Source organism: Kitasatospora sp. NPDC127121 (assembly GCF_042677305.1).
GTDB lineage: Bacteria > Actinomycetota > Actinomycetes > Streptomycetales > Streptomycetaceae > Kitasatospora.
In genome coordinates this window covers 180,302-198,123 of sequence record NZ_JBHXTQ010000001.1, presented here as the reverse complement: position 1 = coordinate 198,123, position 17,822 = coordinate 180,302, and the positions used below count along the sequence as shown (strand labels likewise).

16 protein-coding genes are annotated in these 17,822 nt (G+C 72.1%); 12 read left to right on the top strand and 4 right to left on the bottom strand.

All coding sequences use genetic code 11. The features are described from left to right. The first annotated feature begins 63 nt into the window (after positions 1-63). The 7 genes from ACFVHI_RS00830 to ACFVHI_RS00800 all read left to right on the top strand — a co-directional run bounded on the left by ACFVHI_RS00830 (position 64) and on the right by ACFVHI_RS00800 (position 7,478). Entirely contained in the window at positions 64-1,560 is a 1,497-nt protein-coding gene (locus tag ACFVHI_RS00830) for an amino acid permease (protein WP_380334335.1), read from the top strand. After that, positions 1,557-2,957, top strand: a complete 1,401-nt coding sequence (locus ACFVHI_RS00825; protein ID WP_380334332.1) for a glutamine synthetase family protein — start codon at positions 1,557-1,559, stop codon at positions 2,955-2,957. The genes ACFVHI_RS00830 and ACFVHI_RS00825 overlap by 4 nt, the downstream gene beginning before the upstream one ends. Before the next feature lie 77 nt (positions 2,958-3,034). Next, positions 3,035-4,567 (top strand): Mur ligase domain-containing protein, encoded by a 1,533-nt coding sequence (locus ACFVHI_RS00820; protein ID WP_380334329.1) that lies wholly within the window; start codon positions 3,035-3,037, stop codon positions 4,565-4,567. 32 nt (positions 4,568-4,599) lie between these two features. Next, positions 4,600-5,298, top strand: coding sequence for a hypothetical protein (locus tag ACFVHI_RS00815; protein WP_380334326.1), 699 nt, complete (start codon positions 4,600-4,602; stop codon positions 5,296-5,298). Further along, on the top strand, positions 5,283-6,242 hold the full coding sequence (locus ACFVHI_RS00810) for a hypothetical protein (protein ID WP_380334323.1): 960 nt from the start codon (positions 5,283-5,285) through the stop codon (positions 6,240-6,242). Before ACFVHI_RS00815 ends, ACFVHI_RS00810 begins: the two co-directional genes overlap by 16 nt. A 91-nt stretch (positions 6,243-6,333) precedes the next feature. Beyond that, complete coding sequence (locus tag ACFVHI_RS00805) at positions 6,334-6,912, top strand: hypothetical protein (protein WP_380334320.1); 579 nt, start codon at positions 6,334-6,336, stop codon at positions 6,910-6,912. Further along, positions 6,909-7,478 carry a hypothetical protein gene (locus ACFVHI_RS00800; protein ID WP_380334318.1) on the top strand — a complete coding sequence of 190 codons (570 nt, stop codon included), beginning with the start codon at positions 6,909-6,911 and terminating at the stop codon, positions 7,476-7,478. The genes ACFVHI_RS00805 and ACFVHI_RS00800 overlap by 4 nt, the downstream gene beginning before the upstream one ends. Before the next feature lie 66 nt (positions 7,479-7,544). Here the strand turns inward: ACFVHI_RS00800 and ACFVHI_RS00795 are convergent, their stop codons facing one another. Both ACFVHI_RS00795 and ACFVHI_RS00790 read right to left on the bottom strand, forming a co-directional pair. Continuing rightward, positions 7,545-8,432 (bottom strand): serine hydrolase, encoded by an 888-nt coding sequence (locus ACFVHI_RS00795; protein WP_063352706.1) that lies wholly within the window; start codon positions 8,430-8,432, stop codon positions 7,545-7,547. Positions 8,433-8,518: 86 nt separating this feature from the next. Further along, the gene (locus tag ACFVHI_RS00790) at positions 8,519-9,466 is read right to left on the bottom strand and encodes a LysR family transcriptional regulator (protein WP_063351946.1); all 948 of its coding nucleotides are present in this window, start codon (positions 9,464-9,466) and stop codon (positions 8,519-8,521) included. 115 nt (positions 9,467-9,581) lie between these two features. Between ACFVHI_RS00790 and bla the strand changes: the two genes are divergently transcribed. Together bla and ACFVHI_RS00780 are read left to right on the top strand one after the other, a co-directional pair. Then, positions 9,582-10,517: a class A beta-lactamase gene (bla, locus tag ACFVHI_RS00785; RefSeq protein ID WP_380334315.1), complete on the top strand. Its 936-nt coding sequence runs from the start codon at positions 9,582-9,584 to the stop codon at positions 10,515-10,517. A gap of 111 nt (positions 10,518-10,628) precedes the next feature. Next, the gene (locus ACFVHI_RS00780; RefSeq protein ID WP_380334312.1) at positions 10,629-11,684 is read left to right on the top strand and encodes an MBL fold metallo-hydrolase; all 1,056 of its coding nucleotides are present in this window, start codon (positions 10,629-10,631) and stop codon (positions 11,682-11,684) included. 9 nt (positions 11,685-11,693) lie between these two features. Here ACFVHI_RS00780 and ACFVHI_RS00775 read toward each other — a convergent pair whose 3' ends face one another. Beyond that, on the bottom strand, positions 11,694-12,260 hold the full coding sequence (locus tag ACFVHI_RS00775; protein WP_380334309.1) for a MarR family winged helix-turn-helix transcriptional regulator: 567 nt from the start codon (positions 12,258-12,260) through the stop codon (positions 11,694-11,696). Positions 12,261-12,447: 187 nt separating this feature from the next. Between ACFVHI_RS00775 and ACFVHI_RS00770 the strand changes: the two genes are divergently transcribed. Then, positions 12,448-13,872: an MFS transporter gene (locus ACFVHI_RS00770; RefSeq protein WP_380334904.1), complete on the top strand. Its 1,425-nt coding sequence runs from the start codon at positions 12,448-12,450 to the stop codon at positions 13,870-13,872. Positions 13,873-14,063: 191 nt separating this feature from the next. Here the strand turns inward: ACFVHI_RS00770 and ACFVHI_RS00765 are convergent, their stop codons facing one another. Beyond that, on the bottom strand, positions 14,064-15,500 hold the full coding sequence (locus ACFVHI_RS00765) for a DUF2079 domain-containing protein (RefSeq protein ID WP_380334306.1): 1,437 nt from the start codon (positions 15,498-15,500) through the stop codon (positions 14,064-14,066). A 130-nt stretch (positions 15,501-15,630) separates the two neighbouring features. Here ACFVHI_RS00765 and ACFVHI_RS00760 point away from each other — a divergent pair, with 130 nt between their 5' ends. Together ACFVHI_RS00760 and ACFVHI_RS00755 are read left to right on the top strand one after the other, a co-directional pair. Beyond that, a complete protein-coding gene (locus ACFVHI_RS00760) occupies positions 15,631-16,305 on the top strand; it encodes a response regulator transcription factor (protein ID WP_063351942.1) in 675 nt (224 codons plus the stop codon). After that, positions 16,298-17,782: a sensor histidine kinase gene (locus tag ACFVHI_RS00755; protein ID WP_380334303.1), complete on the top strand. Its 1,485-nt coding sequence runs from the start codon at positions 16,298-16,300 to the stop codon at positions 17,780-17,782. Before ACFVHI_RS00760 ends, ACFVHI_RS00755 begins: the two co-directional genes overlap by 8 nt. Positions 17,783-17,822 lie beyond the last annotated feature (40 nt).

Here is a 17,822-nt window from a genome sequence, read left to right as displayed (position 1 = left end):
CTCTGCCTTCCCCGGTCAGCAAACCGGGATCCGACACCACCGACCTTCCTCGGAGGCTTCCTCATGCCGCTTTCTGAGCGCGTTCCCCTTCCCCACGGGGATGACGACCATCTGCAGCTACTCGGGATAGAGCCCGAACTGGTGCGCCGGATGAGCCTGTTCGGCAACTTCGCCGTCAGCTTCTCGGTCATCTCGGTCCTCAGCGGCTGCATGACGTTGTTCGGATTCGGTCTGATCAGTGGCGGCCCCGTCGTGATGATGTGGGGCTGGGTGGGTGTGGGTCTGGCCGTGCTGCTGGTCGGCATGGCGTTGGCCGGGGTCACCTCCGCCTACCCGACCAGCGGCGGGCTCTACTACATGGCCCGGCAGTTGGGCGGCCCACGCTGGGGATGGGCGACGGGCTGGCTGAACCTGCTGGGCCTGCTGGGCGGGATCGCCGGGATCGATTACGGCGCCGCGAGCTTCATCGCAGCGTTCGCCGACCTGCAGTGGGGGGTGGAGGCGACGCCTGGCCTGATCCTCGCGATCTTCGCCGGTGTCCTGGTGCTGCACGCCCTGCTGAACGTCTTCGCCGTCCGGGCGGTCAGCCTGTTCAACAGCATCTCGGTCTGGTGGCACATCGGCGGCGTACTGGTGATCGTCGGTGTGCTCGCGGCCGTCCCTTCCCACCACCAGTCCCCCTCCTGGGTGTTCGGGCATTTCGCCAACGACACCGGCTGGTCGAACCCGATCTATGTGTCGGCGGTCGGCCTGTTGCTGGCCGGCTACACCTTCTGCGGCTACGACGCGAGCGCCCACTTGAGCGAGGAGACGACGAACGCGCGGGTCGCCGCACCACAGGGCATCGTCCGCTCGATCTGGGTCTCCCTGATCGCCGGGTTCGTGCTGCTGGCCGGGCTCCTGTTCGCGGTGCAGGACTACGCGGGCACCGCTGCGGCGGACGTGCCGCCCGCGCAGGTCTTCCTGGACGCGCTCGGGACCACCGGGGCGAAGGCCCTGCTGCTGATCGTGATCGGTGCCCAGTTGTTCTGCGGATCCGCAGAGGTCACCGCGTGCTCGCGGATGGTCTACGCGTTCTCCCGGGACAACGCGCTGCCGGGCTCGGCAACTTGGCGCAGGGTGTCGCCCCGCAGGGTTCCGGTGCCGGCGGTGTGGCTGTCGGTGGCGGTGGCGTTCGTCCTGGCGGTGCCGTCGATGTGGAACGCGGCGGCGTACGGGGCGGTCACCGCCGTCAACGTCATCGGGATGACGCCGTCGTACATCGTGCCCGTCTACCTGCGGCTGCGACAGCGGGACCGTTTCGTCCCGGGGCCGTGGAACCTGGGCCGATGGAGCCGGCCAGTCGGGATCGCCGCGGTGGCGTGGGTGGTCGTGCTCACGGTGCTGGTGTGCCTGCCGCAGCGCTACCCGGTGACCGTGGAGACGTTCAACTACGCCCCCGTCACCCTGCTGGTGGTCCTGGCGCTGGCGGCGCTGTGGTGGCGGCTCGCCGGCAAGCGGTTCTCCGTGCCGGTCGTCCAGGATCCGCAGCTGGCCGCGGTCGAGGAGCAGATCGTATGAGGCCCGCGATGCGCACCGCCCACCCGCCCGCGGCCCCGTCCGCCGACACCACCGCGCCGGTCGGCCGGCTGCCGGAGCTGGTGGAGGTCTTCGGCCTGGACACCGTGATGCTGGCCACCGTCGATCCGCAGGGGCGCCTCAAGGGCAAGGAGTTCGAGGCCGAGGTGCTGCTGGCTCGGCTGGCGTCGGGGCGGATCCGCCCGGAGATGTGCAGGTACGTGATCGGCACGGACCTGGGCATGACGCCCCAGGACAGCGGCACGTTCTCCTGGGAGTCCGGCTTCGGCGACATCACGCTGATGCCCGATCTCGACCGAGCCCGCCTGCTCCCGTGGGAGCCGGGCACCGCCGTGGTGTTCGCCCACCCCGTCGATGGTGACCGGCCGCATCCGCTGGCCCCGGCGACCATCCTGGACGAGCAGCTCGACCAACTCCGCTGCCTGGGCTACGAGGTGCGGGTCGGGATCGAGACCGAGTTCGTCGTCTACGAGTGCACGGCCGCCGACGCAGCTGCGGCCGACTGGCGGGGGCTGCGTCCGGTGACGTGGGACAACCGCGACTACGCCCTCGACCGGCCGAGCGCGGCGGCCGGGTTCTCGCGGTCGCTGCGGCAGGCCCTGGCCGGGGCGGGGCTTCCCGTCGAGGCGGTCAAGCTGGAGAGCGCCCCCGGCCAGATCGAGGTCACCTTCCCCTACGGTCCGGCCCGGGAGGCCTGCGAGCAGCACGTGCTGTTCAAGCACGCCGCACGGGCACTGACAGACCGACAGAACATGGCGGCGACGTTCATGGCCGCCCCGGCGGACAGGGTGGGCTCCGGGATGCACCTGCACCTGTCCCTGTGGGCCAAAGGCGAGCCGCTCCTCGCCCGCGCCGACGACCCGCACGTCCTGTCGGAGCTGGGTGAGCGGGCCGTCGCCGGGCTGCTGGAGGTGCTGCCCGCCAGCGCACCGATGTGGGCGCCGTACGTGAACAGCTACAAGCGCCTCGGGGGCCCGTTCGCACCGTCCAGGATCGCGTGGGGACGGGACAACCGGTCCTGTGCGGTGCGGGTGGTCGGCCACGGACCGGGCCTGCACCTGGAGGTGCGCCTGCCCGGCGCGGACGCCAACCCCTACCTCGCACTCGCCGCCGTCGTCGCCGCCGTCCGCCACGGCGTCACCGCAGACCTCACGCCCGGCGAGCCCGTCACCGGCGACGCCGGCTGGGACGACGACCTGCCCGAGGTGCCTCGCCACGCCTGGGACGCCATCAAGGCGTTCGAGACCAGCCCCCTCGCCTCCGCGCTGCTGGGCGACCACGTCGTCGCCCACCTCGCCTCCCTCGCCCGCCTGGACGTCGACCACCACGCCGCCCGCGTCACCGACGCCGAGCTCGCGCGCGGCTTCGCCCAGGCCTGAGCCCCGGGACGGCCGCGGAGCCACACCCCCGAGCCCGCGGCCGTCCCGGTTCCACCCCACCCCCCCTATTCCTGACCATGCCGGAGACCCTCATGGACACCACCGTCCGCCCCCCGAAGAAGAGCGCGAAGCCCGCCCCCACCGGGCCCGGCCTGCTGGCTAAGACCCACCTGGTCGGCGCCACCGAGTCCGGCATGGAGGGCCTGGCCCTGTGGCTGGCCTCCCGCGGCCTGGACGTCACCGGCAGCATCGACCCCGCACACCAGGACAGCCCCGCCGCCGACCGGCTGCGCGCGGCCGACGTGGAACTCACGGTTGGCGCCGACGCCGGACACATCCGCAACGACCGAACGGCCGTGGTCTGGTCCGGAGCGGTCGTCGCCCCGCACCCCGAACTCGACCGGGCCCAGGCCACGGGACTGCCGGTGCTCGCCCGCGCGCACGCGCTCGCCGTACTCTGCGAGGACTTCGGCCATCCGCTGATCGCCGTCGGCGGCAGCCACGGCACCACGACCGCGGCAGCCGTTCTGGCCGCGGCCCTGGCCGACGGCCGAACCGGCTGGATCCTCAACGCCCCCGCCGTTGGCAGTACCCCCGGCCAGGACGGCGAACGGCGCCTCGTGGTGGACCTTTGCCCGGACGCCGGCACGCACGAGGCCGCGCCGCCCGGCTCGTGGAGCCACCGCCCCAATGTCCCGAACGTGTACCAGCGGTCATCCCCGTCGGTGGCGCTGATCGCCGCCGCCACCATGAACTCACCGCACTTCGAGGACACCATCGAGGCCCTGAACGCTGCCACGAACCTCGCCCGCTCCGCTGACACCGTGGTCCTGCCGCTCTGGGACAACGGGGCAAAGATCGTGCACGAGAGGCTGAGCGACCGCCCCGGCCCCACGGTGGTGACCGTGGGCCTTGTGGAGAGCGCGGACGTGTGGGTCCTCAAGCCCCGATGGCTCGGGGAAAGCTATCTCCTCACCCTCCGCCACCAGGGCAAGCAGCACCAGTTCATCGTGCCGATCGTGGGCGACCACCACGCCCTGGCTGCCTGCGCCGCCATCGCCACCGCCCTCGTCGCTGGGGAGAGCGCCAAGACGATCGCCGAGCGCCTGGCCGGATTCAAGGGTGTGGAGCGCTCCCTGACCGAAGCCGGCACCCAAGCACGGATCACCGTGCGCGACTCCCGCGCCCGGCACCCCCAGGAGGTCGCCGATGATGTGGCGGCCGCCCGGATGCTCACTGAGGGCAACGTCATCGTCGTCCTGGAGCCGGACGGCATCGCCCGTACCAGCGCTCACGCCGTTGAGTTGGGTAAGGCCCTCGTCTCCGCCGACCGCGCCGTGCTGCTGCCGGTAGCCACCCCGCTGACTGTGCTGAACGCCCCGGACCCGCTCGATGCCGTCGTCAATGCCGCCAGGCCTCCCTTGGGAGCCAGCAAGGCTCACCGGGTGCGTTTGAGCCCGTGCGAACCGAGCGCCGAGCAGCAGGTCGCCGACCTCGCCAAGCCCCGCGACTTGGTGCTCGTCATCGGCACCGGACAAGCCGCCCGCTTCGGCCCCCGGTTGCTGGAGCGCCTCGCGCGAACCGGTTCCCCCACCACTGACCATCCGTGAACCACCCGCCGACCACCGGAGTTGCTGCTGTCATGGCCACCACCCTGCCCGCGCACAACCTGCCCGAACGCGACATCCGGCTCCTCGTCCACATTGCCGCCGAGTCCCAGACCCGCACGATCGCGGCCGACCCCGCCCTCACCCTGGCCCCTTCTGATGTCGACGCCGCCGTCCGCGCGCTGTTCACGGCTACCGGCACGCGCACCGTGCTGCAGCTCGTCGCCTGGGGCGCCGCATACGGCATCGTCACCGGCACCACCGAGCCCTGTACCGCGCTCACCACCGCAGTTCAGCTCCCTCGGCGCCTCCAGCGGGTCCTCGCGGGCTGGGTCGGCGGGCGCACCGCCCCGGAGTTGGCGGCCGACTTCGGCGTCTCGACCGGCACGATGCGCGGCTACGGCCGGGACCTGCGCTCCTGGCTGGGGGTCCGCAACCAGGTGCAGGCGAGCATCGCCGCCGTCCTGGCCGGTCTGGTCTTGCTCAGCGACATCGACCCCACGTGGCCCGCCGAGCCACTCGCCCGTGCCATCACACCCCGACCGGATCGACCAGGCATGGGCCTCCGGCCCGCTGGCCGGCGCCGTCTCGGACTACCACGTCCTCGCAACTCCCGCCGAGGCAAGCGATCACCATGGTCTCGTGTTCCGCATCGACACCGATGCCATCGACGTGACCAGGCCCTGGGCCTACCGTTGAGGATTCCAGAAGGAGCGACATGGCCCAAGACCTGAGCCCATGGCATCTGTTCTCCGCCAGCCCGCAGGAGGAGTCGGCGTTCCGGCTGCTGAGTGCCCACCTCGCGGCCCAAGGCCAGCAGGTGGTGTTGCGTGGGAAACCGGACGATGAACAGGAGCGTTATCAGCAGCGGTTCGGAGTCGCGGCCGGGGCGCTCACGGTCGACGCACATCTCGCCATTGATGGAGCGGACTGGTACGTGGACCACACCACGGTGCCGCTGCCCGGGAGCGCCTGGATGCCGTCGGCGATACGGGCCGCCTCCGACGCTCTGAACCGTCTGCTCGCTCGCGCGCTCCTGCTGAGCCCGACGGGCGGATTGCGGATCACGGTCACTCCACAGCAGGGCACGGCAAAGGAGCGCAACCGCTACTTCACGCGGCTGGCGGCCCTGGGCGAACAGGCCGCACGCACCGGGCGTCCGGTCTTCGACACCGAAGCCGCCGACTTCAATCCCTCCTACTCGTTCCCGGTCGCCGAACCCTGGCATCCCGCGGACCCTAGCCAGCCAGTCATCCTGTCGTTCGCCCTGCCGCAGCCGCTGCAGGTACATCATCGGCTTACCCCTCACGGCTGGATTCACGACCTCGGCCCGGCCGGCGACGTCCTTGCCCACCCCATCCACGAGAAGCTGACCGCGAACAAGCAGAAGAACGGCGGCCCGGGCCAACTGCGCCGCGCCGCCAGAATCGGGCTGACGACCGGGCTCTTGATCGACGCCCGGGTGGGCTGGCAGCCGCCTCACCTGTACGCCGATCACATCTCCCCGCGAAAGCCACCTCCCGCCATCGCACCACTCGACCACGAGGTGGCCCGGACACTGATGCGGGAGGCGGCCTCTCGCCACCCCGACGTCCTGAACCGGGCCTGGCTCATTACCGCCGACGACTCCGTGCACGAGGTTTATGTCCGACCGAAAACACCCAGCTCGGACGCCTGACTCGGGCCGCGTCAACACCGACGTCATCAACCCGCTGGCTCGCGTACTTATCGCTAACGACGAGCGAGAACAGACCTAGGAGTCAAGGACAGTGCCTATATCCGAAACCGAACGCATCTGGAATCTCCTGATTTCCGCACATAAGTCCTACTACGCTGCGACGTCGACCACCTATGACGAAGTGCTGTGGGAAGTCGCGCAGCGAGCCGAGGAGTCGGGCAGCCTCGGCAAGCTCGACATAGGCGCACTCGTCGTCTGGAAACGACTGTCCGCCCGCACCCGCTGGGCCTCCGCCTTGATGGGACTACCGGACGCGCAAGTTCGCGCGGCGACCGGCCAAGCGATGGAAGTCGTTCGGGACACATCCAGGTCCCGCGGGCAGGCCGCCCAGGCCGGCCGCGCCGCGCTGGTCACCCTGCCGGGCTTCTACAAGGGTGACGCACTGGCATCTGCGGTCCTCACTGCCGCAGCACCACATCGCATGGCCGTCTACGACAGCCGAGCTCAGCGAGGACTGGAATCGCTTGGGCTAACGCTCACCGACAACCCAGGACGATACGGCCGCTACATGGACCTTCTCGACAAGCTCCTCACGCACAAGGGTTCCTTCGGACCGAGCTGGACAGTACGAGACATCGACATCGCCCTGTTCTGGATCGGTGGCAAGTGACGCTAGGGGCCAACTGCCAACGAACGAGATGCGGCCCCCGAACTCGATCGAGTGGCTCTACGCTGTGTCGCTTCCTACATCACGGACATGTCCGCTACGTTCCTGCACAGGTCAGCGTCATCGCGAACACCTCCTCGGCCGGAAAGCGGCAGGAGGTCCTGGTCGACGAGGACGCCCCCGAGGACGCCGACGAGCACGGGATCGTCGACGAGGCGAAGCGGCACCACCGCTGGGACACGCAGGCCGCTGCCGTCATCGAGCGCCTGGCCCGCGAGTGCGGACTCACCGCCACCACCGTGTGCTCTGATGGCAGCCCCGGGCCGGTCGCGATGGCCCGCAACCGCGACCGCCCCTGGTTCACCGCGGTGCTGTGGAACCCCGCCACGGTCACCCCGGTGCCCGGCGGGTTCCGGCCGTACGGGTCGCCCGACTACTGGCACGGCTTCACCACGATCCAACTCGACATCGGCGGACGGGCCCCGCTCTTGACTGCGAGCTACCACGGCGACCCTTTCCGGCCGGCACCCTGGAGTACACCACTTCCGATGAAACCATCATCGTTCTGAACTACAGCGTTCAGTAGGGCGTCGGGAGTTGAACCGCGAGTCGAGCTTGTCGTGTGACCTCGCAGGTCACCGGACCTGCTGATCTGCTGGCGGGCCGTCGCCCCTTCCGGTCGCCATCGCCCGCAGGGCGTCGACGGCGAGGCGGGCGGTGGTGCCGATGGCGGCGTCGGCGGCGGGGAGGGTGATGGTGGTGGCGGCGGCGCGGGTGAAGATGGCGAGGGCGTAGCGGCCGCCGTCGGGGTATTCGACGACGCCGACCTCGTGGCGCAGGGTCGGGAGGGTGCCGGTCTTGCCGTGGACGCGGACGTCGTCGTAGGGGAAGCCGGAGGCGAGGCGGTGCGGCCAGACCTGGAGGCCGAGCAGGCGGCGGAGGGCGGCGCCGTGTTCGCCGGGGCAGGCGTCGCCGTGCCAGAGGGCGGCGAGCAGGGTGGTCATGTCGCGGGCGGTGCTGCGGTTGGTGAAGGTGGGGTCGAGGACTCTGAGGCGGGCGACGACGGCGGGGTCGACCGGGGAGTCCCGGCCGGTGTCCTCGGCGAGGGCGGCGATGAGGTCGCGGAGCTTGTGGACGGCGACGGTGCGGGTCAGGCCGAGGTCGGCCATGGTGCGGTTGACGGTGTCGAGGCCGATCTCGTCCCAGAGGACGTCGGCGGCGGCGTTGTCGCTGACGGCGACGGTCAGGTAGGCGAGGTCGCGCAGGGAGAGCCGGGCGGCGTCGAGCATGGCGGCCAGGCCGGTGCCTCCGGAGGTGCGGCCGGCGGCGGGGACGTCAACCTGCCGGGTGAGGTCGATCCGTCCGGCGGCGGCCTCGCGGAAGAGCGTGACCAGGAGGCAGAGCTTGTGAACGCTGGAGGTGCTGACCGGGGTGTCGGCGTCGAGGGCGATCTCGGTGCCGGTGTCGAGGTCGCGGACGTGCAGCCGGCCGCTGACGCCGGCGTCGGCGAAGGCGGCGGCGATGCGGGCGCGCGCGGTGCGGGTGCCGGCGGTGCGGGTGCCGGCGGGGCGGTCGCCGGATGCGCGGTTGCCGAAGGCGCGGTCGCTGGTCACAGCGGGAACTCCATTGCGGGCCGGGGGAAGAGCGGGGGGTTGGGCGGCTGGGGCAGGAGGCCGCCGTGTTCGGTCAGTGCCTCGTGGGCGGCTTCGGCGAACAGCCGGACGGCGGGCCCGCCGCTCCCGGTCGGCCAGGCCGTGGAGGTGCGCCAGGCCAGCGGGGTGCCGGTCAGCGGACGCCAGACTGTACCCGGTGGCGGCGCGGTGCGTGGCACCAGGGCGACGGCGCTGCCGGTGAGCACGAGTGCGCCCGCGACGTCCGGGCCGGGCGGGTCGACGACGGCCTCGGGCGTGCAGCCGTGCCGGGCCAGGGTGGTGAGCATCTCGTCGTAGAGCGCGGGGGCGGTGGCGCGGGGGAAGAACACCAGGCGCCGGCCGGTCAGTTCGGCCACCGCCAGCTCCGGGCGGTCGGCGTCCGGGCTCCCGGCGGCGAGCAGGACGCCGAGCGGCTGGTGCAGGACCGGCCCGAACGCCAGCCCGGCGGCCGGACACGGGTGGCGGACGACGGCGACGTCCACCGTGTGCTGGGCGAGTTCGCGCGCCATGACCGCGACCGGCAGTTCCCGTAGTTCGAGCCGGGTGCCGGGGGAGGCGCTCTCGAAGCCGGTGAGCAGCGCGGCCAGGACGGCCGGCCCCAGCTCGGGCGGCACGGCCGCGCGCAGGGTGCCCGCCCGGCCGGTGCGCAGGTCGGCGGCGGTGGCGAGGAGGCGGGCGGTGCTCTCCAGCACCTCCTTCGCCTCCGCGAGCAGCAGCAGGCCCGCCGGGGTGAGCTCGACTCCGCGCGGGCCGCGGTCGAACAGGGTCACGCCGAGCTCGCGCTCCAGACGCTTGATCCGCTGGGAGAGCGAGGGCTGGGCGATCCGCAGGCGTTCGGCGGCGCGGCCGAAGTGCCGGTCCTCGGCGACAGCGCGGAAGTGGCGTAGGTGCCCCAACAGGTCCATGGCCAGCAATCATAGGCATTCTTTTATCGATCTCTTCACCATAGTCATCTTGGACTGATGGGCCGACGGCCTGTTTAGCTGAGGGTGACGACACGAACCACCTGGGAGACCACCGATGACGCTTGCCCTCCGCCGCCCCCGTACCGTGCTGCCCGCCGTGGCCCTGCTCGCGGCCACCCTGCTGAGCGGGTGCGGCTCTGCGGGACTCACTAGCCATGCGACTGCCGGCACGCCCGCCGCGGCATCCAGCGCGATGCCTGCGGCAGATACGACGAGCGCTTCCTTCAAGGGGCTTGAGCAGCAGTTCGGCGCCCGCCTCGGCGTGTACGCGGTGGACACCGGCAGCGGCCGGGAGATCTCCTACCGGGCCGACGAGCGGTTCGCGTTCGCGTCCACGATCAAGTCGCTCGCCGCCGGCGCCCTCCTGCGCAAGGCCTCCGACGCGGAGCTGGACAAGGTGGTCGCGTACCGCCAGGAGGACGTGCTGTCGTGGGCGCCGATCACCTCGCAGCACGTCGCCACCGGCATGAAGGTGCGTGATCTGGCCGCCGCCGCGATCCAGTACAGCGACAACACCGCCGCCAACCTCGTCATGGCCGAGCTCGGCGGCCCGGCGGCCGTCCAGCAGTCGCTGCGCGACCTCGGGGACCAGACCACCAGCGTCGACCGCAACGAGCCCACCCTCAACGAGGCGACCCCGGGCGACACCCGCGACACCAGCACCCCCAGCGCCTTCGCCGCCGACCTGCGCCGCTACGCCCTCGGCGACGTCCTCGCGGAGGACCGGCGCCGACTGCTGACCGACTGGCTCGTCGGCAACACCACCGGCGCCCCGTACATCCGCGCGGGCGTGCCCACCGACTGGAAGGTCGGCGACAAGACCGGCAACGGCGGTTACGGCACCCGCAACGACGCCGCCGTCGCATGGCCCTCCGGCGGCCGGAGCCCGGTCGTGATCGTCGTCCTGTCCGACCGCGGCAAGGCCGACGCCACCTCCGACGACGCGCTGATCGCCCAGGCGACGAAGACCGTCGTCGGCGCCCTCGGCTGAACACCCCCGAGCAGCAACACCCCTGACCACCAAGAGCCCTGACCACCAACACCCCCGACCACCAAGAGCCCTGACCGCCAAGAGCGCCGACCACCAGGAGCCCCGACCGCCGTGATCCACCCCACCCGCCGGACCGCCACGGACGCCGACTTCACCAGACGCCGCTTCGCCCAGCTCGCCGCCCTGGGCATCGCCGCCGGAGCCGCGCCGATCGCCGCCTCGGCCCCGGCCTCCGCCTCGGCCCCGGCCCCGGCCCCGGCGTCCACCTCCGCGGGTACGCCGTCCGCCTTCCGCCCGCACTACGACCGCGCCCGCCGCCTCGCCGGCGACGACCCCGTGCTGCGCGCCCTGGTGACGGCGCTGACCCCCGGCTCCGACCTTCCCCAACTGCCCGCGCCGGCACCCGTCAAGCTGTTCGACAACCTCGTGCTCCTGAGCGCGGGCTGGGTCTCCGCGATGGCCGTGCTGACGGACGACGGCATCGTGCTGATCGACGCACTCACCTCCCCGGCCGACGCCGACGGCATCATCGTCCCCGGGCTGCGCGCGGTCGGAGCCGATCCGGCGGCGATCAAGCACGTCGTCCTCACCCACGGCCACTCGGACCACTTCGGTGGCGCGCAAACCCTCGCCGACCGCTACGGCGCCCGCGTGCACATGTCCCCGGCCGACTGGGACCTCCTCGCCCGCACCCGCCCGGCCGACGCCCCCGCCCGGGACCTCGACATCACGGACGGCGAGCAGCTGACGCTCGGCGGCACGACGATCGAGTTTCACCACACCCCGGGCCACACCCCCGGCACCGTCTCCCCGATCATCCCCGTCCGGGCCGGCCGCCGGCACCACAGCGCGATGCTGTGGGGCGGCCTCAACCCGCCCTCGACGGTGGAGGAGCTGCGCACCTTCCTCGCGTCCGTCCAGGCCTTCCGGGCCGTCATGCGCCGGGCGAACGTGGAGGTCGAGCTCTCCAACCACCCGAACGACCACGGCCTCGAACGCGCCGAACAACTGCGCCACCAGCCGCCCGGCGCCGCGAACCCCTTCCTCCTCGGCGGCCCCCGGACGCAGCGCTACATGGCGGTCATCGACGCGATGCTGCGCGGCCGGATCGCCGACGCCGAGGCTCCGACGGCCCGGGCCGTCGCGGCACCGCTCGCCTGCTGCTGAGCGTCCGGATCATTCCCGGCCGGGGGCGGACGTGCCGGGGGAGTGCGGCGCCTTCGAGTCCTGTTCCCCGAGGTGGGTGTCCAAGGCGGTGTTCAGGTCGGCCATGAACGCTTCGAACTGCTCCAGGAGCCGGGGCGGGTAGTTCGACATCGCGGCGTCGAGGCGGTGGGCGACCGGGTCGAAGAACTCCTCCGCCCGTTCCCGGATGTGTCCTCCGCCGCGCAGGGTGACGATGCGCCGGTCGGTGTGTTCACGGGCACGGGTGATGTGTCCCGCGGCTTCGAGGCGGTTCAGGAGTGCGGTGGTCGCTCCTGTGGACAGGGAGATCCGCTCGCTGAGCCGGGCCGGTGACAGGGGGGTTCCGCGCTCCTCGGCGGCGGTGATCTGGAGCAGCGCGATGGCGTCGGTGGAGTGCAGGCCGAGCCAGGCGGCGAAGCGGCGGCCGAGCTCCGTGTAGTGGGTGCCGTAGATCCTCAGCGCTTCCGTCAGGCGCTCGCGCTGTTCCGCGACCTTGTCGCGTTGTTCCGCGACCTTGTCGCGTTGTTCCGCGACCTTGTCGCGCTTGGCCTCTTCCACGGGACCCTCCACCCTCGTCGTCCGCCGCGCGGTCACATCGGCATTCCAGGTTGACAACCTATCTCCATCATTTTACCTTCACTGTGAAATTACTTCACCATGGAGGTATCTGCTCGTGTCCGCCCCTGCCCCCACCCTCGGCACCGCCGCCGAGCCCTACCGATGGCGGTGGCTGATCCTGGCGGTCATGATCACGGCCGAGATCATGGACCTCCTGGACGCTTCGATCGTCAACGTCGCCGGCCCGGACCTGGAGGAATCCCTCGGCTCCGGCCCCGTCGGACTGCAATGGGTCATCGGCGGCTACGCCCTCACCCTGGGCGCCGGCCTGGTCCTCGGCGGCCGCCTCGGCGACCGGTACGGCCGGCGCCGGATGTTCCTGGTCGGCCTGGCCGCCTTCACCGCGAGCTCGCTGCTGTGCGCGCTCGCGCCGAACATCGAGTCGTTGATCGCCTTCCGCCTGCTGCAGGGCACCGCCGGGGCGCTGCTGCTGCCCCAGGGCCTGGGCCTGCTGCGGGAGAACTTCTCCGGCCCCGAGCTCGCCAAGGTCTTCGCGATCTTCGGGCCCGTCCTCGGTCTGGGCGGCATCATCGGCCCGGTCCTGGGCGGCTTCCTCATCGAGGGCGACTTCTTCGGCCTCGGCTGGCGATCGGTGTTCCTGATCAACCTGCCCATCGGACTCGCGGCCCTGATCGTCGCCGCGAAGTTCGTCCCCGACAGGGCGGGCAGCCGCACGGTACGGGTCGACATCACCGGCGCGGCCCTGATCGTGGCCTCGTGCGCCCTGCTCGTGCTGCCGCTGAACCAGGGACAGGAGGACGGCTGGCCGCTGTGGACCTGGCTGAGCATGGCCGCCTCCGTGATCGGCTTCGCCCTGTTCGCCCTTCAGCAGCGCCGAACGGCCGCCGCGGGCCGCGAACCGCTGGTGACCCCCGCCCTGCTCCGCAAGCCCGCCTTCACCGTCGGGCTCGGCGGCATCGCCCTGTTCTTCGGCGGGATGATCGGCACCCAGCTCGTCCTGACCCTCTACCTCCAGATCGGCAGGCACTTCACCGCAGGTGAGGCGGGACTGGGCAACCTGCCCCTCGCGGTGGGCACCGCGATCGGCGGCGCCGTCAGCGGCGCTTTCCTCGTGAACAGGATCGGCCGTGGCGTGCTCCAGATCGGACCGCTGGTCCAGCTCGCCGGTGCGGCCGCGCTGTGGTTCGAACTCGACGGCCTCGACACCGCCACCTTCTCCATCTGGGACGTCGTTCCCGGCACCGTCGTGGCGGGCATCGGCGCCGGCATGGTGATCGCCGCTCTGTTCAGCTTCATCCTCGCCGCCGTCGACGACCACGAGATCGGCTCCGCATCCGGAGTCCTGACCGCGGTCCAGGCGGTCGGCGGCTCCATCGGCGTCGCCGTCTTCGGCTCGGTCTTCTTCGACCAGGTCAGGACCGGCGACTTCACCACCGGCTTCCACCACGCGCTGATCGTCCAGGCGTGCCTGCTGGTGGCGTTCCTCGCCATCACCTTCCTCCTGCCCAGGGATGCCCGCCCCGACGAGGAGCAGCACGGCGCAACCCCCGAGGCCGCCACCGACCCCGGCACCAGGCACCTCACCGTCTGACGACGGGGCGGGAGACCGCGCCGCACCGGCGACCTGAGCGGCCAGGTCGGTGCCGAGACCCACGTGCACAACGACTACGCCACTGGCGGCCTGGAGCCGGCCCGGGTGGCCGGGGCCGGCTACCTGGTGCCTGCCGCAGCGCACGTGTCCTTCGCCCGCACCCCGGTGGCCGACGCTTCCGCAGGAGGCCGTCATTCCCGCGCGCCGAGGTGGTAGACGGTGACACCGCCGGCGCTCGCGACGGGACGGTAGCCGGCGGCGGGGAGGGCGCGAAGGGCTTCGGCCTCCTGGTCGGCGGGGAAGAGGCCGTCCCGCGGGTGGTCGGGGGCCGCGACCCAGTCGGGCTTCGCGCCGGGGCCTCCGGGATAGTACGGGAAGAGGAAAACCCGGGTGCGGTCGGTGAGTTGGGGCGCGATGCCGTTGGCGGCCGCCACCTGCGCACCGTCCGGGATCACCCGCAGCACCCCGCGCACGGCGTCGGCCGTCGCGTCGCGCTGCCAGGTGGCGGGCCGGGCCAGCTCGGCGAGGGGGCGGAAGGGCAGGGCGGCGGCCGTCACCGCGAGCCCGACGGCCACGAGGCCGCAGGCCGTCCACCGCCGCAGGCCGTGCCGTGCGCGGAGCCGGGCCAGGGCGTCGGCGAAGGCGACGAAGATGATCGGCATCAGGACGGCGCCGTAGTGGAAGCCCGTCCCCCAGTAGGCGGGGTTGGTGGACCAGAACCGCCAGGCCAGGGTGGGGAGCGCGAGCAGGATCAGTGGCGAGCGCAGCGCCAGGAACGCGGTGGGGGCCAGCAGGACGGCGACGGTCCCCCACTTCTGGGCGGGCAGGAGCAGCCTGGTCACGGGGTCGTCGGACGGACCGTCCACGTTGGACAGGTAGGTGTAGACGCCGTCGGGATTGAGGGCCGGGATGACGATCAGCACCACCAGCGCCACGGTGGCGGCGGCGAGCGCGACGACGGCCACGCCGAGTCGGCGGCGGCCGTGCCAGAACAGGTAGCAGCCGACGGCCACGACCGTCGCCGCCTGGTCCTCCTTCACGAGCAGCAACGGCAGCGCGCACCACGCGGCCGCGCGCCACCTCCGCAGCGTCAGCCGCTCCAGGGCGAAGGCCAACAGCGGTACGGCGAAGGCGATTTCATGGAAGTCGAAGGCCACCGCCTGCTGCAGGCCGACCGACAGCCCGTACCCCACGCCGATGCCCGCGCCCGCCCACGGACCGGCCGCCCGCGTTGCCACCCTGGTCACCGGGACGGCGGACACGGCGAGCAGTGCCGCCTGGGCGACCAGCAGGGTCAGCGGGGAGGGGAACGCCCGGTAGAGCGGTGCGAGGGTGGCCAGAATCGGGTGGAAGTGGTCCCCGAGCAGGTGGAACCCCGGCCCCTTCAGCTCGGAGACCGGCGCGCGGCCCTCGGCGTAGCCGCGGACGGCCTGCTCGAAGATCCCCAGGTCGAAGCCGGATGTGCGCAGGTGCAGATGGCGGGAGACGGACAGCGCGCCGTAGGCGGCGAACAGCACGGCGGCGAGCGCCCAGGGCAGCAGGGCGGTCCGGCCCGGCCGGGCCTGGGGCTGGGACCGGAGCTGGGGTGCGACCGTGGCGCGGGGTGCGCGGGTCAGGGTCAGAGTCACGGGGCTCACCTCGCGGTAGGGCGGACGTGGGGCGACCCCCGAAGCGTCCGACCCGCCCTCTGAAGATCCGCTGAAAGAGCCTGAAAGCACTTTCAGGAACCGCGACACCCCCCGTGACATGCTGAGACGCATGCGCGTACTGGTGGTGGAGGACGAGACCCGGATGGCCGACGCCCTCCGGGACGGGCTCGAAGCGGAGGGCTACACCGTGGACGTCGTCCACGACGGCCGCTCCGGCCTCTGGTACGCGCGCACCGGCGACTACCGGGCGATCCTGCTGGACGTCATGCTCCCCGGCCTCAACGGCTACCGGGTCTGCGCCCAGCTGCGTCAGGAAGGCGTCACCACCCCGATCCTGATGCTCACCGCCAAGGACGGCGAGTACGACGAGATCGAGGCCCTGGACACCGGCGCCGACGACTACCTCGCCAAGCCCTTCTCCTACCCGGTCCTGGTCGCCCGGCTGCGGGCCCTGGTCCGCCGCGGCGGCGCCGAACGCCCGCCCGCGCTGACCGTCGGCGACCTGGTCCTCGACCCCGCCGACCGCTCCTGCCGCCGCGCCGGCACCCCGATCGCCCTCACACCCCGCGAGTACGCCGTCCTGGAGTGCCTGGCCGAACGCCCCGGCGAGGTCGTCGCCAAAACCACCATCCTCGACCAGGTCTGGGAGAGCGGCTACGAGGGCGACCCGAACATCGTCGAGGTGTACGTCAGCGCGCTGCGCCGCAAGATCGACGTCCCGTTCGGCCGGAACTCCATCCTCACCGTGCGCGGTACCGGCTACCGGCTGGACTCCCGTGGCTAGGCCGCCGCGGCCGCCCCGGCTGCTGCGCTCACTGCACTCACTGCGCTCGCTGCGGGCCCGTTCCGCCGCAGCGGCCGGCCTGGCCGCTGCCGCCGCCTTCACCACGGGCGCGTTCTGGCTCAGCCACAGCCTCTACGACTCCCAGTTGAACGACGCGAAGGTCGCCGCACAGGCCCGCCTCGACGTGGCGGTCGCGGACATGCGCACCGGCCACGTCCCGGCGAGCGGCCTGCTGCTCGGCGACCGCGTCTACGCCCTCGTCCTGGACTCCGGCCGGCTCCTGGAGGTCAGCCCCGACCTCGAACCCTTCCGCGCCCAGGTCGCCGCCCAGCTCACGCCGCTGCCCGCAGACGAGCAGGTCTCCCGCACCCTCACACTCGACGCCCCGGCCACCGCCACCGCCAGCCGCCTGGCCCACCACACCCTCCCCCTGTACGGGCAGAGCGCCGGCGGCATCAGCGGCTACTCCATCCAGTCCGGCTTCGGCGAACCCGACCGGGGCGAGCGCACCGTCACCGCCTACCTGCTCGTACCGCCCTGGGACGCCGAACGCGTCCAGGAGTCCGTCCAACGGCTGCTGCTGGTCGCCGGGCCCTTCGCCGTCCTGCTGGTGGCCGCCATCGCCTGGGCGGTCACCGCCCGGGCGATGCGCCGGGTCGAGGCGATCCGCGCCCAGATGGCCTCCATCACCGCCCAGCACCTCGACCGGCGAGTCCCCGTCCCGTCCACCGCCGACGAGATCGCCCACCTCGCCACCACCACCAACCAGACCCTCCAGAAGCTCGACCACGCCGTCACCGCCCAGCGCCGCTTCGTCGCCGACGCCTCCCACGAACTGCGCAGTCCCCTCGCCGGACTGCGCACCTCCCTGGAGGTCGCCCTCACCCACCCCGACCGCACCGACTGGCCCACCGTCGTCCGCGCCGCCCGCGCCGACACCGTCCGCCTCCAGCACCTCGCCGACGACCTGCTCCTGCTCGCCCGCCCACCCGTCGCCGCACCGGCCCACCACACCCGGGTCGAACTCACCGACCTCGCCCGCGACGTCGCCGCCGAACTCCCGCACGGCACCAGCCGGATCACCGTCCACGCCGACCGCCCGCTGGAAGTCCCCGGCAACGCCGCCCAACTCCACCGCCTGCTCCGCAACCTGCTGGAGAACGCGCTGCGCCACGCCGCCGACCACGTCACCGTCACCCTCACCGAGGACCCCGGCCCCGACGGCCACTGGGCCGTCCTCGAAGTCCTGGACGACGGCCCTGGTATCCCCGCCCCCGACCGCGAGCGCGTCTTCGCCCCCTTCACCCGCCTCGACGAGGCCCGCACCCGCGACACCGGCGGCGCCGGACTCGGCCTCGCCATCGCCCGCGACCTGGCAACCCGCCACCACGGCACCCTCGCCCTCGCCGATTCCCCCGCAGGCGCCCGCTTCCTCCTCCGTCTCCCCCTGCCACCCCACCCCGCCCGCACTCCGTGAGCCCCGCCCGGCCCAGCGCTTGACCAGGTCGTCAACCGAC

Bases quoted from the DNA above. Each gene is read 5' to 3' on its own strand.
- ACFVHI_RS00760 (WP_063351942.1), top strand. From the start codon at position 15,631: ATGCGCGTACTGGTGGTGGAGGACGAGACCCGGATGGCCGACGCCCTC.
- ACFVHI_RS00820 (WP_380334329.1), top strand. From the start codon at position 3,035: ATGCCGGAGACCCTCATGGACACCACCGTCCGCCCCCCGAAGAAGAGC.
- bla (WP_380334315.1), top strand. From the start codon at position 9,582: ATGACGCTTGCCCTCCGCCGCCCCCGTACCGTGCTGCCCGCCGTGGCC.
- ACFVHI_RS00815 (WP_380334326.1), top strand. From the start codon at position 4,600: ATGGCCACCACCCTGCCCGCGCACAACCTGCCCGAACGCGACATCCGG.
- ACFVHI_RS00790 (WP_063351946.1), bottom strand. From the start codon at position 9,466: ATGGACCTGTTGGGGCACCTACGCCACTTCCGCGCTGTCGCCGAGGAC.
- ACFVHI_RS00825 (WP_380334332.1), top strand. From the start codon at position 1,557: ATGAGGCCCGCGATGCGCACCGCCCACCCGCCCGCGGCCCCGTCCGCC.
- ACFVHI_RS00770 (WP_380334904.1), top strand. From the start codon at position 12,448: ATGATCACGGCCGAGATCATGGACCTCCTGGACGCTTCGATCGTCAAC.
- ACFVHI_RS00810 (WP_380334323.1), top strand. From the start codon at position 5,283: ATGGCCCAAGACCTGAGCCCATGGCATCTGTTCTCCGCCAGCCCGCAG.
- ACFVHI_RS00830 (WP_380334335.1), top strand. From the start codon at position 64: ATGCCGCTTTCTGAGCGCGTTCCCCTTCCCCACGGGGATGACGACCAT.